General features: G+C 52.5%; 18 protein-coding genes and 1 pseudogene. 7 read left to right on the forward strand and 12 right to left on the reverse strand.

The annotated features are described in order from the left end of the window. Positions 1-157: 157 nt before the first annotated feature. The 6 genes and pseudogenes from EDM55_RS30880 (at position 158) to EDM55_RS09745 (ending at position 3,978) form a co-directional block, all read left to right on the forward strand. Positions 158-310 (forward strand): hypothetical protein, encoded by a 153-nt coding sequence (locus tag EDM55_RS30880; RefSeq protein ID WP_246070859.1) that lies wholly within the window; start codon positions 158-160, stop codon positions 308-310. A 94-nt stretch (positions 311-404) separates the two neighbouring features. Next, positions 405-725, forward strand: coding sequence for a HAMP domain-containing protein (locus EDM55_RS30885; RefSeq protein ID WP_122960208.1), 321 nt, complete (start codon positions 405-407; stop codon positions 723-725). Between the two features lie 52 nt (positions 726-777). Continuing rightward, positions 778-1,161, forward strand: coding sequence for a methyl-accepting chemotaxis protein (locus EDM55_RS31585; RefSeq protein ID WP_246070860.1), 384 nt, complete (start codon positions 778-780; stop codon positions 1,159-1,161). Positions 1,162-1,208: 47 nt separating this feature from the next. Then, positions 1,209-1,463 (forward strand): hypothetical protein, encoded by a 255-nt coding sequence (locus EDM55_RS30895; protein WP_122960210.1) that lies wholly within the window; start codon positions 1,209-1,211, stop codon positions 1,461-1,463. A 110-nt stretch (positions 1,464-1,573) separates the two neighbouring features. Beyond that, positions 1,574-2,778, forward strand: a pseudogene (locus tag EDM55_RS09740) (iron-containing alcohol dehydrogenase). An 84-nt stretch (positions 2,779-2,862) separates the two neighbouring features. Continuing rightward, on the forward strand, positions 2,863-3,978 hold the full coding sequence (locus EDM55_RS09745; RefSeq protein WP_092267421.1) for an aminopeptidase: 1,116 nt from the start codon (positions 2,863-2,865) through the stop codon (positions 3,976-3,978). A gap of 133 nt (positions 3,979-4,111) precedes the next feature. On the opposite strand, the gene EDM55_RS09750 is transcribed toward EDM55_RS09745, so the two are convergent. After that, complete coding sequence (locus tag EDM55_RS09750) at positions 4,112-4,906, reverse strand: DUF169 domain-containing protein (protein ID WP_092267422.1); 795 nt, start codon at positions 4,904-4,906, stop codon at positions 4,112-4,114. A 197-nt stretch (positions 4,907-5,103) separates the two neighbouring features. On the opposite strand from EDM55_RS09750, the gene EDM55_RS09755 reads away from it, so the two are divergent. Then, a complete protein-coding gene (locus tag EDM55_RS09755; RefSeq protein WP_122960211.1) occupies positions 5,104-5,685 on the forward strand; it encodes a hypothetical protein in 582 nt (193 codons plus the stop codon). A gap of 22 nt (positions 5,686-5,707) precedes the next feature. Here the strand turns inward: EDM55_RS09755 and EDM55_RS09760 are convergent, their stop codons facing one another. The 11 genes from EDM55_RS09760 to EDM55_RS09810 all read right to left on the reverse strand — a co-directional run bounded on the left by EDM55_RS09760 (position 5,708) and on the right by EDM55_RS09810 (position 16,053). Further along, positions 5,708-7,018 (reverse strand): VWA domain-containing protein, encoded by a 1,311-nt coding sequence (locus tag EDM55_RS09760; RefSeq protein ID WP_122960212.1) that lies wholly within the window; start codon positions 7,016-7,018, stop codon positions 5,708-5,710. Between the two features lie 13 nt (positions 7,019-7,031). Further along, complete coding sequence (locus tag EDM55_RS09765) at positions 7,032-7,715, reverse strand: pilus assembly protein TadG-related protein (protein ID WP_122960213.1); 684 nt, start codon at positions 7,713-7,715, stop codon at positions 7,032-7,034. Position 7,716: 1 nt separating this feature from the next. Then, complete coding sequence (locus EDM55_RS09770; RefSeq protein ID WP_122960214.1) at positions 7,717-8,130, reverse strand: TadE/TadG family type IV pilus assembly protein; 414 nt, start codon at positions 8,128-8,130, stop codon at positions 7,717-7,719. Positions 8,131-8,134: 4 nt separating this feature from the next. Then, positions 8,135-8,842, reverse strand: a complete 708-nt coding sequence (locus EDM55_RS09775; protein WP_092267427.1) for a hypothetical protein — start codon at positions 8,840-8,842, stop codon at positions 8,135-8,137. 28 nt (positions 8,843-8,870) lie between these two features. Beyond that, entirely contained in the window at positions 8,871-9,725 is an 855-nt protein-coding gene (locus EDM55_RS09780; RefSeq protein WP_092267428.1) for a hypothetical protein, read from the reverse strand. Between the two features lie 40 nt (positions 9,726-9,765). After that, positions 9,766-10,938, reverse strand: coding sequence for a hypothetical protein (locus EDM55_RS09785; protein WP_092267429.1), 1,173 nt, complete (start codon positions 10,936-10,938; stop codon positions 9,766-9,768). Positions 10,939-10,992: 54 nt separating this feature from the next. Beyond that, complete coding sequence (locus EDM55_RS09790) at positions 10,993-12,423, reverse strand: VWA domain-containing protein (protein ID WP_122960215.1); 1,431 nt, start codon at positions 12,421-12,423, stop codon at positions 10,993-10,995. A 100-nt stretch (positions 12,424-12,523) separates the two neighbouring features. Then, positions 12,524-12,730, reverse strand: a complete 207-nt coding sequence (locus EDM55_RS09795) for a hypothetical protein (RefSeq protein WP_092267509.1) — start codon at positions 12,728-12,730, stop codon at positions 12,524-12,526. A gap of 99 nt (positions 12,731-12,829) precedes the next feature. Further along, complete coding sequence (locus EDM55_RS09800) at positions 12,830-13,768, reverse strand: type II secretion system F family protein (RefSeq protein ID WP_122960216.1); 939 nt, start codon at positions 13,766-13,768, stop codon at positions 12,830-12,832. Positions 13,769-13,772: 4 nt separating this feature from the next. After that, on the reverse strand, positions 13,773-14,699 hold the full coding sequence (locus EDM55_RS09805; protein ID WP_122960217.1) for a type II secretion system F family protein: 927 nt from the start codon (positions 14,697-14,699) through the stop codon (positions 13,773-13,775). Beyond that, the gene (locus EDM55_RS09810) at positions 14,677-16,053 is read right to left on the reverse strand and encodes a TadA family conjugal transfer-associated ATPase (RefSeq protein WP_122960218.1); all 1,377 of its coding nucleotides are present in this window, start codon (positions 16,051-16,053) and stop codon (positions 14,677-14,679) included. Before EDM55_RS09810 ends, EDM55_RS09805 begins: the two co-directional genes overlap by 23 nt. Positions 16,054-16,055 lie beyond the last annotated feature (2 nt).

Below are 16,055 nucleotides of genomic sequence, written 5' to 3' on the forward strand. Positions count from 1 at the left end.
AAAATGCGTGAACTACGTTCGACAATAGTTCGGAAATTGCTAGTAAATCAGGTGAACACCCTATGTAAATATTCGTTTACAAACCCTCCATACCAGCTTTACATTTTCTCCTTACAATAGATGGATGAGTAGGTCATTTTGACTAGGAGAAACATCTGTGAAAGTCAACGCAATCATTGCAGCTTTGATCGCACCATTTTATCGTCTACATCGCCATACTCGATTACGCACCAAGATGATCGTTCCATTGCTCGGGATTTTGCTCATCTCTTCTTCTGTGATCGGTTTCACCTTCTATATGAGGGACTAAACGTCAGCAATACCTCGTAAAAGCAGGGGAAATTCATCCCATTGATAACGTAACCAGTGGGCCAATCGATATTCCTCAGGATGTGGCTCGCCAAATGATGACGGAACGTTTTGGCGTCATGCATGTCAACGTAAACGGCACCGTACATACGCTTGCTTTTACTCATTCCCCGGATGAAAATTTCATCTACGTCATCGATATTCTCCAGGATGAGTATCTGGGTCCCTTGCATCAAACCACTCGGCTGATCTCGTCTACCGTGGCGATCAGCCTGCTGGTATCCGCCCTTTTATCCTGGTTCATTACCAAGGGGATTACCGCCCCTTTTCAAAGCATGATAAAAGGCATACAGCAAGTAAGCCTCGGCGATCTCAACGGTTGCAGCTACTTCCGCCTATCACCATATGAAAAATGACATGGACGAGCTGTTCAGCCAAATCGGAGCTATGCTGCATGCAGGGAGTCAAATGGAACAAGTGACTCAGACCGGGTATCAGCACATCGACGATCTGAACGCCTTGATAACTCGCTTTGCCACTACTTATACCGGTTTGGACCAGCGAATGACGGGCCTGCGCGACCAATCCAACTCCATCGGCAGAGCGGTAATGCTGATCCAATCGATCGCGAAGCAGACCAAGCTTCTCGCCATGAATGCCGCGATCGAGGCAGCCCGAGCAGGCGCCTCTGGCCGTGGATTCGCGGTTGTAGCCGACGAGGTCACCAAGCTCGCTACCGAATCCGAACAGGCGACAATCGAAATCACTAAAATGATGGAGGGCGTCCAAAAAGAAACGCTCCAGGTCACAGAGGAACGAGCCAAGCGCGGGAACAGCTCCAGCAAAGCCTGAAAAAGCTGTCAGAAGCAGAAGCGGCCTTTACCCAGCTGCGCACTGCTGTGGGCCGGACTTCTGGAGAGCTTCAAGCAGCCAACACGCGACTGGACGGCATATCCTCTGGCCTGCAGGAAGTAGATCATACCCTTACTACCTTTGTGGCTATCTCCCAGGAGACTTCGAGCAGTACAGAAGAAATGGGAGCCGCTTCCCGCGATCAGACTGCCTCCATTGATAAACCGCGACAGCTGGCAAAGCATTTGCTGCTGCTATCCGAACGCCTGCGCGATATCAGTGAAACATTCAAGATCGCTTGATGCCCAACGCCGCATGAATGCCAAAAGGAGCCCTAAAAATGGGCTCCTTTTCTAAGCATGTGATAAACTGTTTTTGGTGCAACCTATACGGAAAGAAGGAAGGTATTCAGATGTTTCCCTTTGAGGTATCGTTTCCTACCCACATTTACTTTGGCCTTGGTGAGTTGAAGCGTTTGGGCGAGGCTGCAAAGAGTTTGGGCAAAAAGGCGTTGCTCGTCACCGGCGGCAATGCTGCAAAGCGCACGGGGCTATTGGACCGGGTACATGCGCTATTGCAGGAAGCGGATGTAGACAGCATCCTGTTTGACAAGATCGAACCAAACCCACGGACGGCTACTGTCGATGCCGGAGCAGCCCTCGCTCGACAAAACGGATGCGACTTCATTCTCGCAGTCGGTGGCGGCTCTGTCATGGACGCGTCCAAGGCGATTGCTGCTGCAGCCCGCTCTGGACGTCCGATCTACGACTATATGCGCGGCGCGGCAACCCAAGCGGCACGGGGAAAGAGCTCGTCCCCGTCCAGGACGCTTTGCCCATCCTGACTGTCCCGACTGTAGCAGCTACAGGCTCGGAAGCCAATAACATCAGTGTTCTGACACATTGGGATACTCATGAGAAATCGTCCATTAACGGTCCTGCTCTCTATCCGAGGATTGCCATATTGGATCCCTCTATTACGTACACCGTTCCTGCTCGCGTCACAGCAGAAGCGTGCGCGGACATTTTCTCGCATCTGTTTGAAAGCTATTTGATCAGCGCAGCGGGCACCCATGTGCAGGACGGATTATCAGAGACACTGATCAGACTTGTAGTCGAGCATTCCCTCACCGCCATCGAGCAGCCAGACAATGCAGAAGCTCGTTCCACCCTGCTCTGGGTAAGCACGCTAGGGATCAGCCCGTTTGCCAATGCCGGTCGAAATGCAGGTATGCCCTTGCACGGCGTGGAGCATCCACTGAGTGGCATCTACGATATGGCACACGGTCGGGGACTTGCGATCCTATCTCTTCCTTATTTTAAGCAGGTGATTCTCGCAGACCGCCCAGAGCGTCTGGCACGCATGGGACGCCACTGCTTCGGCGTCACTGCAGAGGATGAGCTGGCAGCAGCTGAGGCCACGATTGACGCTGTCCAGCATTGGTATGAGCGCATGGGAATTACCGAGCGTCTGTCTGATTTCGGGGTGACACGAGATGCCTTGAAGCGGATGGCTGACGAGGCTGTAACCATCGGTGGACGAGGCGTAGGATACTTGCCCAGCTCCCGCAGGCTGAACGCGGAGGACATCGTAAAGATCTACGAAGCGTGCTTATAAGCTTTTGCATATACACTGGCAAGCAATCGTGAATTTTGCGATAATACTTTTAGTAAAATAATTTTTATTATGGAGGTTGCGAAAATGGCAGATCCACGGATTAATGAACTCGCAAGCCGTCTTGTCCGCTACTCGCTCAATCTGCAAAAAGGGGAAAAGGTCCTGATCGAAAACACAGGCCTGCAGCCCGAACTGGTACGTGCTCTTGTTCGTGAAGCTTTTGCGGTAGGCGCTTTGCCTCTGGTAACCCTGAAGGATCAGGAAGTAAACCGCGCCCTCTACCAGGGAACAAGCGAAGAGCATATGGCATTGATGGCAAAATACGAATACGACCGGATGAAAGACATGGATGCGTACATCGCCGTGCGCGCCTATGACAACATCAATGAATATGCCGATGTTTCCGAAGATAAAATGGGCATCTATTCCCGCGTTCTCTATCAGCCTGTACATACAAACGAGCGGGTACCAAACAAACGCTGGGTCGTCCTGCGCTATCCGAACAAGTCGATGGCACAGCTGTCCAGCATGAGCTTGGAAGGCTTCGAAGACTTTTATTTCTCCGTCTGCAATCTGGACTACGCAAAAATGTCCAATGCCATGACGCCGCTCAAGGAACTGATGGAACGCACCGACCGCGTCCGCATCGTTGGACCGAAAACCGACCTGCGCTTCTCCATCAAAGGCATCAATGCCATCAAATGCGATGGCAAACGCAACATTCCTGATGGAGAAGTATATACCGCACCTGTACGCGATTCTGTAGAAGGCACCATCTTCTACAACGCTGCGACCAACTACAACGGCATTTCCTTCACCGATGTGCAGTTCACCTTTAAAGAAGGAAAGATCGTGGAAGCCACCAGCTCCAACACCAAGGCCTTAAACGACATCCTCGACACAGACGAAGGTGCACGCTACATCGGAGAATTCGCGATCGGCTTCAACCCGCACATCCTGCATCCGATGCTCGATATCCTGTTCGATGAGAAAATCGCCGGCAGCTTCCACTTCACGCCAGGCAATGCGTATACCGTGGCAGACAACGGCAACCGTTCCTCCGTTCACTGGGATCTGGTGCAAATCCAGCGTCCCGAATACGGCGGCGGCGAAATCTGGTTCGATGACGTCCTGATCCGCAAAGACGGCCGTTTTGTCCTGCCAGAGCTGGAAGGCTTGAATCCGGAAAATCTGGTGTAATCCACGAATGACATCAAGGACAGTCTCCATCGTCATAAACAAGCGATAGAGGCTGTCCGTGCCTGACAACAGCTTTTAGAAAACAAAGCCAGCGATTCTCGGTCCCACCGAAACAGCTGGCTTTTTCGTTTTCCTAGGAAGTAAGCTCTTTTTCCTTGCCTTCTCCGAACATACCAGCGAGCTTCTGATAGGTCGGCGGAAACTCGGCCTGGTAACGCAGAAACGATGGTATCGGATACCGTACGCCACCTTTTTGCGTCCCGGCTAGTCCCTCTACCAGCTCCTGTGCGTCGCGGAAATGGAAGCTGAACGCCATCTCATGGTCCTGTGTCTGCGCAAACAGCCTGTCGCCGTAACAGGGAACAATCACTTGCGGCTCTCCTGTCTGCAGCGGTTTGATCGCGATATCGGCACAGTCAGCGCGACTGGAAAAGGTTGACGGAATAGAGCCGCCACGCTTGTAAAGCATGCCGGCTACCAGTCGCATCACCTGCGCCGAGTTTCCGTATATGACGACTACATCCGGGTCTATTTCCGCCCTCTCCAGCGGATAGGACACATAGTATCCGGTCTCTTGTGCGGAGAGCTTGGGTACATCCTGCTCGCTTTTTGCTCCTGTCTCCAAGGAGTCGGTGTACATGCCACAGGCAAGATTTCCTTCCGAGTAAAACGGCAGCTGCTCTTCGTAGCCAAAAGCTACTTGAGCGATCGGACAGGACAGATCCGCGCCGTTCATCGCGATGCTCCATCCATAACGGCGAGAAAATCCAACTGCTTGGCAGATGGTGATTTGGTAGCCCAGGTCTCGCGTCGGCCGCTTCGCCTTCCGTGGAAGGTTCGCTTCCTCCTTCACCAAGGAAACACCTACCGGAAATGTTTCCGTTCTCACATAGGTTTGAATGGCGTCACTTAGCTCTTTTGCATTCATGCCCGTTCCCCCCTTACGTTAATAGATGTACTCCGAATATTTCGTCTTTTCACTCGACAATTCCTTTGTTTCCCACAAATACGCAGGTCATGCAAAGCTTACAACTTCGTAAGGTACTGGAAAGGAAAATCGATTTCGGGCTGGCTCAAACCCTGCTACTATAGAACGTGACTTCAAGGAACATACGGAGGATCCGAATGAAAACGTCTATGAGGATCATGCTTCTGCTGGTTGTCGTTTTAAGCGGCTGTACCCCTATCGCTTCCCCCGAGCAAGTACAGGGCTTAACCAAAGAAGAGGCCGCTCAGATCGCATCTGCTGCTGTCAGACAATACTATCGTGTCGACGTCGACACCATGGATCGGGATATCACGCTGGAGGACCCAGCCAAGCTGGTGGAATCGACGACTGGCGAACCTATTTTTAGAGGCATTCCCGTCCACGTTGTTCTAAAGCGTGACCCAGCCCCAGGCGAAATCACTGCCTACCACGCCATCATCGACCCGAATTCCAAACAGGCACTGTCCGTCTCCATCGATGTCGCCGAGCCCGATGACAAACCGTCTCCTGCAAGCAAGGAAACCGATCTGGAGCAGGCTGCGGCTGAGTTTATCCGCAATCAAAAGCTGCTCACCCCTACAGCCTTTCAGCTGGTCAAATCATCCTTTGCCAACCCGGATGATCTGAAGCGATATTTTTACTACACCGATGGACTCAAGGCGATCGCGATTGGAGTTGATACGCAGTTGCAGCAAGTAGTTACCTTCACCTATATCTAGGAACGAACAAAACAGCGGGGCATCAATTCCCGCTGTATTTTTGTTCGATATCGCTTTTCATTTCCTGATAGGTCTTGTTGGTGAGATGGACCAGATAATCTGTCAGCTCATCCTTGGCAGCTGTCGCCAAGGCCTCCCTCCCCGCTCTTTGCGAAAGAAGAAATTCCTTGGCCTGGCTGCCGATCTTCCCCGTCGCCTCCAAATAGTCAAGGGCTGCTCCGATATTCAGACTCTCTCGCCAATTTTTCTCATACCAGTCGCGATCGTACGCATCGATCCATTTCCGCCTGTCGATGAGCACTGCATCCATCTCTGTCATCGCATCCTTTTTCCACTGCTCCCACTTCTGAGCGATTTCCTTGGCTCTCTCCAGCTCCTGCCGAAATTGATCGCGATTGGTTACGTTGGCGTACAGCCCTTCCGAGGCCTGAGCGATTTCCTTCAGCTGCTTTTGCCCTTGGGCATCTACGTCAAAGCCAATGACGTTGAGCAGGGGCATAACATCGGATTGGGACAGGTCTTTGGCTACCGCGACCGGGTCTCCCCCGCACGTCTCGATGCCATCGCTGACCAGGTAAATGACGTTCGTATTTTTGTCAGCCGGGAATGCAGCTAAATCTTCCCGGGCTTTTTGCAAGGAATACGCGATCGACGTCCAACCAGCCGGCTCAAACAAACCGAGTGCTTCGTCCAGCCGCTGGGCATCGTAGGACTGGAGCGGATAGACGATATCGCTGCTGCTGCAGGATCGCTGTTTGTCCGCATCGGAGCCGGTTCCCTGATGACCGTATACGCGCAAAGAAATCTTGGCCTCTTCCGGAAGGGCTTCGGCAAACTCCTTGATCGCTTCTTTTGCCAGCTCCATCTTGGTTTTCTCTCCGATTTTCTCGCGCATGCTTCCACTGGCATCCAGGATGATTTCTACGTTGAAATGCTCCCGGAACAAAAAGCGCGCATCGCCGATATCCGGGCTGCCGAACGATGCCATCTTCCACCGATCTACTACCATCTGCGGGCTCAAATAGTCCTCGGAAAACAGCCTGAGCAAGTCTGACCAGTAGAGTCTCAGCAGCGATTCATCCATGCCGTCCAGGAGGGGAGGTAATCCATCGAGGATCTGCTGAATTTTTTCACGCTGAGGAAGCTGCGGCAGGTAAAAGGAAATGCCGGACAGCGGTCCTGGTGCAGCCATGATCAGCTCCTGTGCAGTCTGGGGAAGCTGTACTTCAGGAGCGGAAAATACGGAGCCTGCTGCGCCGACTGAGCAGCCTGCCAGCAAGAGCGTCACGAGTATGCCTCCAAGGATACGCTGCCATCTGCGCTTTTCTCTCACGTATACCGCCTCCTTAGAGCGTCTTTCCCTCTGTAAACACCTGGGGGGGCTGCTTCCATCCTGTCACCTTGATAAAGCCAATGCTCCTGCTCTCCCCTGTCTGATAGATTTGCTCGTTATGCAGAGGCATGAAATCCAGCCCGAATGATTGGCTCTCATAACGGACCGATGTCCTCACCTCGATCCGGTCTTCTCCGTTAAAAAGCTTGAGGGAGGAGCCGCCGAGAGTGCTTTTGTTGCTGGCCAGAATATCCCTTACGACGCCTGGAATCTTGGTCGAGGCATCATGCAACCCCTTTAGCACATGTGCCTCAAGCGTTGGATAAGTCGGAATGGCAGCGAGCAATACGCGATCGATCGCTTCCGCCCTCACTTCACTCGAAGACCAGTCGGGATGGGAAGCTTGGATGGTATCCATCTGCGCCTCTACCAGCTCCCAGATAAAGACCGGGTCCACCCAGCTCTCAATGGAAAGATCGTACACTTTGATGGCCTCCTCCACCTCATCGTAAAGGATATCCGTCGCCGCCAGGCTGGCCAGCTGGGCGCTGTTTGCCGCTGCCTCCTTGTCGACGAAGATGGTGGAGATGTTAAACAAGACGGAAAAGACCACCAAGAGCAGGAAGAAAAAAATGGTCAGCACCAGGATCGTGACATTTCCTCGTTCATTGCGTACGTGCATGATCGCCTGTCTCATTTTAATGAATCACCCGTCCCCGCAGCTCTCTCGAGAAGGAGATCACCCTGTCTTCCTCGCTTATATTATCTTTGATGAAGTCCGGCAGAAAAAACAAATCCAGGTTCACGCCGACCCTCGCCGTAAAGTAACTGCCGTCACCGGAAATGCTCGACTCACCGCCATTATAGGCAATGCCCCCACCTGCACTTCCCACAATGTGCTGCGCAGCATCCAGTGCCTCGCCAGAATTTCCGGTGATGGCGTACACCTTTGCCGCTTCATTAGCAGCCGACTGCGCGATGATGACCGCGTACACGCCGGTCAAAAACTGCCACAAGATCAGCAGAATCAAAAATACAAAGGGCAGGATGCCGATGAACTCCACCGTTACGGAGCCCCGTTCATCCTTCAGCTTCGCACGTAATTTTCGCATGGTATCATCCTTCCAGTGCCAGTACGTCCTCCACCCGTTCCCGCTCTGTACTCCATTTGTAGGTATACATCGTAAACAGGATCGCTACAAAGGGAAAGAGAATCACGTTCAACAGCATTTGCGTGAAAAATACAGCCCCGAAGCTGGTCGTGATGAAAGTCACCGAATAAAGCCCGATCAAACTGATCACCCATTCGATTGCACTTGCCAGCAATAGCAGACCAAGAATTTGGACAAAATGCTTTTTCCCCATATCCAAAGCCGTTCGCAGGCACTGCCATGGCGATTTTCCTTTCATCACGACCAAATAGGGCGTGAGGTAAAACAGCAAAAGCAGGATCAGCCCCGGAATGACAAAGAGCAGCATCCCTGTACATACTGCCAGTACGTAAACGACACCAAACAGGAAGACGGCAAAGCCATGCTCGGCGAATGCCCGGAATGCCTTGCGCAGCGGACGCTCCTCGCCTTCCAGGTCACAGAGTACGAACTGGGCAAACGGGATTTGCACGATCATCAAAAACAACAGCAGCAGGAACAGGTTCAGAAAGCTGGAGACGACCTTGGCTCCCGTGATGGCAGCCAGGAAATTCACGTAGTTGAGGGTCATGTTGTGTACGATCAAGAAAGGCATTACGATGACGGCGGACAGCAAAAGCAGCGATTCAATATTTCGTGTATAAAAATGGATGCTTGCTCTCATCGGATTCATGGCTTCTTCCTCCCTGCCTCATCCAATTTTACGTATTTCGAATAATGGGAACGATCTTGGTCTGGAAATGAAATTCCTGCTTCTTCTCAAACGCATCCACCAGCTGCTGCTTGGACGAAAAGGGAACGGGCTGCCCTGACGCAACAGCCTCGAATCCTTTGATGGAGTCGTCATTGGTGGCCCTCAGCTTTTTATCTCTGTAGGAGTCCAGCAAATCGAGCAATTTTTGGCGCTTGGACTTCAACTCGCCAGGAAGCGGCACCTCAACCTTTTGCAGGAATGCAGCCAATCGATCGACAGATTCCCTGATTTCTGCCTGGCTGCGCAAACCCACGTAGAGCTTGTAATTCGCCTCGTGAAACAAATCGTCCAGATCCTTTTTGTCTTCGGAAGTGACATAGCCTACCCTCAGCACATGATTCAGCGAGTCGACCCCTTTGTCATAGAGAGCCTGGAGCTGATCCCGTGTTTCTATCACGTACTGGCACACGTCGATAAGACTTTTCATGTCCCGGCGAATGGCAACTTCCATTTGCTCCTCGTAATGGGGCTGCAGGGCTTGCAGGCAATCCCGCTTCTCCGTGTACATCCAGATCGGTTTGTCTTTAGCTGGGGCCAGTTCCTTGTTCAGTTCGTGCGCAGCCACATTGTGAAGCATGAACAATCGCAATACCGGCACCGCTTCTTCCCGCGGCACTACGTCTCCGTCCGGACTCAGAATGAGGTAACCGGATGCCTCGCTCTTGCCCCACTTCCAATACTGCACGTTGTAGTAAAGCCGATCATTGATTTTGGCCGCATGGTTAAACAGCTGCGGTTTTTCCAGGAAGCGCTTGTTTTTGTCGATCTGCGCTCGGATCGGTGCTGTTTCTGTCACTTTCATCGGACGAAACCTCCGTTATAAACTGAGAATCAGGTTATCACTAGCTCGAAAATATCGACTTCATCCAGCCTACCGCTTTGCCGATTCCATCTCGAATGCCTCGGGAAACCGCGCCCTTCGAAAGCTTGTCGCTCCACTTGACCAGCTTGCTCACGCCCCAGAGAATGCCTCCGGTAATGACCAATACGCCGGCTACTGTCTGTCCTCCCGGTATGACAGAAGCGATCACTCCTGCATCCATTAGCGTGCTGCCCAAAGCGCCTACGCCATCTACGAACTTTTCGTTTTGCTTATCCTCGCTAAGACTGCTGTCAAACGCCTGACCAAATTTGCTGAACGTCTCATACGTGTCAAAGGGAAGACTGATCGCGGCGACCCCCACGTTCAGTCCTGCAACTAGTCCAGGAACTCTTACTTGATTTGCGGCATTGGCAGCATTTGCTGCATTGGAAAAAGAACCGAGCGTGTTGATGTTTGCCCCTGTATTCAACGGGTTTTGCTGCAGGACAAAACGGTAGCTGTCATAGGCGGCTTTCCCGTCCAGGCCATCGAGGGTCAGGCTCGTCACATTGCCCAAGGGTGTATCCTTCGCAGCGATATCTACGCCTTTCAGCCCTACCTGCAGCAAGAAGAATCCGTATTTTCCTGCGCCAGTACGCAGGTCCACTTCTCCCTGCTGGATCAGGTCAGCTGAATACGACATGGTCCCTCCCATCATGTCTTTGATGGAAAGTTTCATGATGTCGTACTCTTTCTTTTCACTGAATGGCTCCGGTGCTTTTGGGTCCGTTGACAAATCCGTAGGCTGATGCGGCTCCACGTTTCTATCTGGCGCCTGCAGATCCGGTACCTGTACATTCGGATTTTTGAAATGGGGTGCCTGCAGGTCGGGAATGTTCCAATCCGGCCCGTCCAGCTCAGGTATCCCTTGATTCGGCGCCTGCAGATTGGGCACGCCCTGATTTGGTGCCTGCAATTTTGGCGTATCCCACTGCGGGGACTCCAGCATCGGCGTTTCCCACTGTGGCGGCTCCAGGTTTGGCGTATCCCAGTCCGGTGCTTGCAAATCAGGAGGCTGATAGCCCGGTGCCTGCAGATCCGGGACGGGTAATCTGCTGCTTGCTGCCATGACAACTACAGGGAAGCACTGCAACAGAAGAAGGAAAAATGCAAAGGTCCCTGCCAAAACGGGACGAATAAACCTGCTCTTCACAATCGCAACCTCCCGGCCAAGAATTCACGGCATAAAAGTGGTGTAGCTGGCGTGTCAATTGGTCTTCACATTTGCGTGAAACTGCTTGTCGATCGTCTCTTTTGCTTCCTTGTACGACTTGTCGTTCAACGTATCCAGAAACTTCTCCAATTCGTCTGCCCGCGCAAGCGCTGCGTCCAGCTGCTTCTCTTTGATTTGATCGAGTGCATCTGTAATCGGATCAGGCAGGATTTTTAAATACCGAAGCGATATAATCGCAGAATTCAAATTGTAGCTTTCGTTTCTGGCGATCGCTTTCCAGTCCAAGGCAAAGTCTGAAATATCAACCGACTGCGAGATATGCTTGGTAAGTGCGTCATGGGAAACGTCACTCTTCCAGGCATTCCACCTGTCCGCCATTTCCCTTGCCCGGTTCAATTCTTTTTCCAGCTCACTCTGGTCCTGGATCAATACATAGCGCCCACCTGCCGCCTTGGCCACTTCCTTCAGCTGCTTCTGGCCTTCTCCGTCCACACCAAAGCCGACCACATTGACGATAGGGGTGATATCGGAGCTGCCCAGCTGCTTCGCCACCGCGACAGGATCCCCGCCGCATGTCTCAATTCCATCGCTCACCAGATAGATGATGTTCGTGTTTTTCTCGCCTCTGAACTTGCCAAGATCGTCTTGTGCCTGCTGCATGGCCAAAGCGAGCGGAGTCCACCCGGTAGGCTTGAACTGGTTCATGGCAGCTGAAAGTCCCTGTGCCTGATAGGGCTGCAGTTGGTAGACCAGCTCACTGCTCTTGCAGGATCGGGCTTTATCCGAATCCTTGCCGCTGCCTTCATGGCCGTACACCCTCAGGGCAACATTCGCTTTTTCCGGCAAGGATTCGGCAAAAGCTTGAATCGCCTTCTTGGCTGCTTCCATTTTTGTCTGCCCGTTCACGTTTGCCGCCATGCTGCCGCTCGCATCGAGCAGGATTTCCACATTGTACTGCTCCTTGAACTGGAAGCGAGGGTCATCGATTTCCGGGCTGCCAAAGGAAGCAAGCTTCATCTGCTCCATAATATCCTGCGGGTCTGGATAGTCCTCCCCAAACAAACCTAGCAAGGCGCGGTAATACAGCTCGATCGTTTCCTGGTCCGGGTTATCAATCGCCGGAAGCTGCTTCAAAACCTCTTCGATTTCTTCACTCTTTTCCCCGTAGAGGATACCCGCGTAACGTCCAGGCGATTGCGTGTAGAATTCTTCTGTCGTTTCCGGGATTTTGGATACGCTGTCCGGAATCAAAGCCTTCAAGGCGTCCAGCTTTTGCTCTCTGCTCGGCTCATGGGGGGGCTCTGACTGCTGCTGTGCAGCACTACTGTCTACTGATCCCGCTGGCTGTGCGGGTTCCGTGGTTGCTGCAGGTGGGGGCGGTGCTGTCGTCTCGGAAGAGCAAGCATGCAGAAGCAAGAAGCTGGGAATCAGGACAGCCAGTACGAATGGCTTGATACGTTTCAAGCGGATAACCCTCCCTGCTGGTGATTTCAACCGTTATGTATGTGTAGCAGAGGTGCCGGCGACTGGGGCATCCCCTTTTCACCGGCACCGTCCAGATGGATCAGTCAAGTTTTCCGATAATATTGGAGAGTGTTTCGGATACCGCTTTTCCGACTGCCGTATCGCCATCGAATACCGTTTGAATGGCCGCAAATACAGCCAGAATAACTCCTGCCAATGCAATCCATTCAATGGCTTGTGCTCCCCTCTGGTTGCGTAAGGAATGGGTTACCTTTGCATACAGGCTTTGCATTATGTTTGTCATCATCATTTCTTCCCCTCATTCTCGTCAATTATTTTGCAAGTAACTACAATTCCAGATATATCCTTCCTTCCGAGGGGCATCACCTCCTTCACAGTTCTACCTTTATTTTCCAAACAAATTCGAAAACAGGCTTACGTTCTCCATGATGTTGAGCACCATCAACCCACCTATGAGCATGATTGCTGTCGGCGCTACGACAAAAGTCGTGATCAGCGTCACCTTGGGCGAAGCCTTCGCTGCTTTTTCCTTGATTAGCTCCTTGCGAATGCGGCGCATATTTTCTGATTGGATTTTAAAGGTGACAGCGATCGGAACCCCGAGCCGCATCCCTTGGATCAGCGCCTTGATCAGCATTTGAAACTCCGGATTGTCGTTTCGCCGCAGCAGCTGTTCATACGCTTTTTCACGCGGGACCCCCAGATCCAGCTCCTGATTGAACCGGGAGAATTCCTCCCGCAATGGTCCCTGGAAAAACTGGATGACGTCGCGCAGTGCTTGATCGAGGCTGACCCCAGCCTGAAGGGTGACGCTTACCGTGTCGAGAAATTCCGGAAGGTCGTAGCGCAGCTGGTTTTGCCTCTCGCGCGCTTTCCTTTTCAGCAAAAGTATCGGCAGGAAGTACCCGGCTAACGGCCAGATGATCAAGCCAAACTGTGCGAACGGGAATCCCAATAGGAAAAACGCTATTCCCGCGATAAAGCCGAACAAGGCAAGCAGGATTTTAGCCCCCTGGAACCGTGCCACTGTCAAATCGAGCGGACGTCCCGCCTTCAGCAGCCACTCCTCCACCTCGTGAGACTCACTGAAAAAATTGACGCGCTGTCCCAGTGCCGCGTAGTCATCACTGTAGGTGAGTAACCGTTTGATCCACTTTTGTGAGGAGGTCTGCCGCTTTCGCACATCGTAAACCTTGTTGCCCGTGGTTTCATGGACGTGAGCAATCAGCTTTTCCTTTTCGATAGAGTATTTAAACGCTTCTTTCAAAAAGATCACAAAAAATAACAGAAACAAGAACAGGCTCGTGATGATCAGGGCGTCCATTTTTTCACACCTTTATGTTGGTGACTTTTTTAACCAGGACGTAGGAAAGTACAGTGCCAACAATGAAAAAGCCCAACAGGACAAGGCCAAAGCCTGAAAACAGCGGATCGATGAAGCCTTTGTTCATCGCGTTCATCATGAGTACGAGAGCGATCGGCATGATGGGGACGAGGATGGACACGTATCGCTGCTCAGCCGTCATGGTCTTGATCTCCTGATTGACGATGCGGCGATCCTCCAATGTCTCTGCCATCTCCTGAAGCACCTCGCTCAGGTTTCCCCCCGCTCGCCGCTGGATGAACAGCGTAGCGGCGAAGATGCGGAAATCCCTTGTTGGAATACGCTTTTCCATTTCTGACAGCGCTCTGTCAAAGCTGACACCCAGCTGCAGCTCACGCGCCATGCGGCTGAATTCCTGCCCAGCCGGCTGCGGAATCTCTTTTGCCACCAGCTCAATTCCCTGTGAGAGCGTCATACCTGCCCGCAAGGAATTGGCGAGCAAGCGGCATACCTCTGACAGCTGGTCGTTCAGTCTCTCCTGGTATTTGTTCCGCCGCATAATAAACATCAGGTTTTGGGCGATGTACATGCAAGCCGCGCCACCCACCAGGTTGATTGGAGCGTGCAGACCTACGACATTGTTCAGGAAGAACGCTATACCCATCGCACCAATAAGCAGAATGCCATAATATTCGGACGGAGCCAGCGCAATATTGGCGCGCACCAGCTTTTGCTGGACTTCTTTTGCGTGAGGGGTGCGGTCAAAACGATCGCCCCACACGATAATGAAGCTCTTCCGTTTGGCTTTGATGTCGTACCATTCCTCCGTGCGCTTTTTCCACTCTGTCTTTTTCGCACGGTAGCCGAGGTATTCGTACATCCCCCAGATCGCGAACAGCACCGAGAAACTAAACAGGATAGAGATGCTCACGCTTGTTCACCTCGCCCATCGTAAACATGGATTCTTCCAGTTCGATTCCAAACATCCGCAGCCGCTCCAGACTCTGGGGAACCTTGCCCGTAGGAGTGAAATACCCCAGTACTTCCCCCTTTTTGCCCATCCCGATCCGCTGGAAGCGAAATATCTCGTTTACCACCACTTGTTTGTCTGGTCCTGTGAATACTTCCGAGATGGACATCATTTTTCGCGTCCCGTCCGAGAGCCGCGTGACCTGTACGATAAAGTCCAGAGCACTCACGATGTACTCGCGGATAATGGAAGAAGGCAGATCCATTCCCGCCATCACGACCATCCCTTCCAGCCTAGTAAAAGCGTCTTGCGGGGAGTTGGCGTGGACCGTCGTAAGCGACCCTTCGTGACCGGTATTCATCGCCTGCAGCATGTCAAATGCCTCTGCACCGCGAACCTCCCCGACGATAATGCGATCCGGACGCATCCGCAGCGAGTTCTTCACCAAATGCCGGATCGTGATTTCCCCTCTTCCTTCCATGTTGGGCGGACGTGCCTCCAGCCCGATGCAGTTGGGGCGATCCAGCCTGAGCTCGGCCGAATCTTCAATCGTGATGACCCTTTCATAGGTAGGAATGGACCGCGAGACCGCATTGAGCAGCGTCGTCTTCCCGCTCCCCGTCCCTCCAGAGATGAGCACATTCATTTTGGCTTCTACGATCGCCTGCAAAAAGCGGCACATCGCTTCATCGAATGATCCGAACTTCATGAGATCCTCCATGGAATACGGGTCCTTGCGAAATTTTCGGATCGAGACGAGCGTCCCGTTGAGGCTGATCGGCGGTATAACCGCATTCACACGGCTGCCGTCCTTCAATCTCGCGTCCACCATCGGCGAGCTCTCGTCAATCCTGCGGCCGAGGGGGGCAACGATCCGGTCGACGATATGGCGTAGGTGCTCCTCATCACGAAACTTCAGATCGGTCAGCTCCAGCCTGCCTTTTTTCTCGATGTACACCTCCTGATGACCATTGATCGAAATCTCGGTAATTTCCGGATCAGCGAGCAGCGGCTCCAGAGGTCCCAGCCCCACCGATTCGTTGATCAGCCGCGTCAAGAGCACTTCCTTTTCATTGCGCGGGATAACGACTTTCTCTTCCGACATGTACTGGGATACCATGCGTTCGATCGCGAGACGCATCTCTTTCGGGGCGAGACTCGTCAATCTCTCGAGATTGGTTTCTCGCAAAAGCTTTGATTTGTAATGCTCCGCCAGCTCGTCGATGTACGGATTGTGATACGCAGGAGCCGCTACCGGGCGCGGGGCTTCTTCTGTCAAAACGTGCTTTTCCTCTTTTCGCCTGAACAACGCCATGG

The organism is Brevibacillus centrosporus (assembly GCF_003710815.1).
Taxonomy (GTDB): Bacteria; Bacillota; Bacilli; order Brevibacillales; family Brevibacillaceae; genus Brevibacillus; species Brevibacillus centrosporus.

Coding starts and splice junctions, on each gene's coding strand:
- EDM55_RS30885 (WP_122960208.1), top strand. CDS start 405: ATGATGACGGAACGTTTTGGCGTCATGCATGTCAACGTAAACGGCACC.
- EDM55_RS31585 (WP_246070860.1), top strand. CDS start 778: ATGGAACAAGTGACTCAGACCGGGTATCAGCACATCGACGATCTGAAC.
- EDM55_RS09745 (WP_092267421.1), top strand. CDS start 2,863: ATGGCAGATCCACGGATTAATGAACTCGCAAGCCGTCTTGTCCGCTAC.
- EDM55_RS09750 (WP_092267422.1), bottom strand. CDS start 4,906: ATGAATGCAAAAGAGCTAAGTGACGCCATTCAAACCTATGTGAGAACG.
- EDM55_RS09755 (WP_122960211.1), top strand. CDS start 5,104: ATGAAAACGTCTATGAGGATCATGCTTCTGCTGGTTGTCGTTTTAAGC.
- EDM55_RS09765 (WP_122960213.1), bottom strand. CDS start 7,715: ATGAGACAGGCGATCATGCACGTACGCAATGAACGAGGAAATGTCACG.
- EDM55_RS09770 (WP_122960214.1), bottom strand. CDS start 8,130: ATGCGAAAATTACGTGCGAAGCTGAAGGATGAACGGGGCTCCGTAACG.
- EDM55_RS09775 (WP_092267427.1), bottom strand. CDS start 8,842: ATGAATCCGATGAGAGCAAGCATCCATTTTTATACACGAAATATTGAA.
- EDM55_RS09780 (WP_092267428.1), bottom strand. CDS start 9,725: ATGAAAGTGACAGAAACAGCACCGATCCGAGCGCAGATCGACAAAAAC.
- EDM55_RS09795 (WP_092267509.1), bottom strand. CDS start 12,730: ATGATGACAAACATAATGCAAAGCCTGTATGCAAAGGTAACCCATTCC.
- EDM55_RS09800 (WP_122960216.1), bottom strand. CDS start 13,768: ATGGACGCCCTGATCATCACGAGCCTGTTCTTGTTTCTGTTATTTTTT.
- EDM55_RS09810 (WP_122960218.1), bottom strand. CDS start 16,053: ATGGCGTTGTTCAGGCGAAAAGAGGAAAAGCACGTTTTGACAGAAGAA.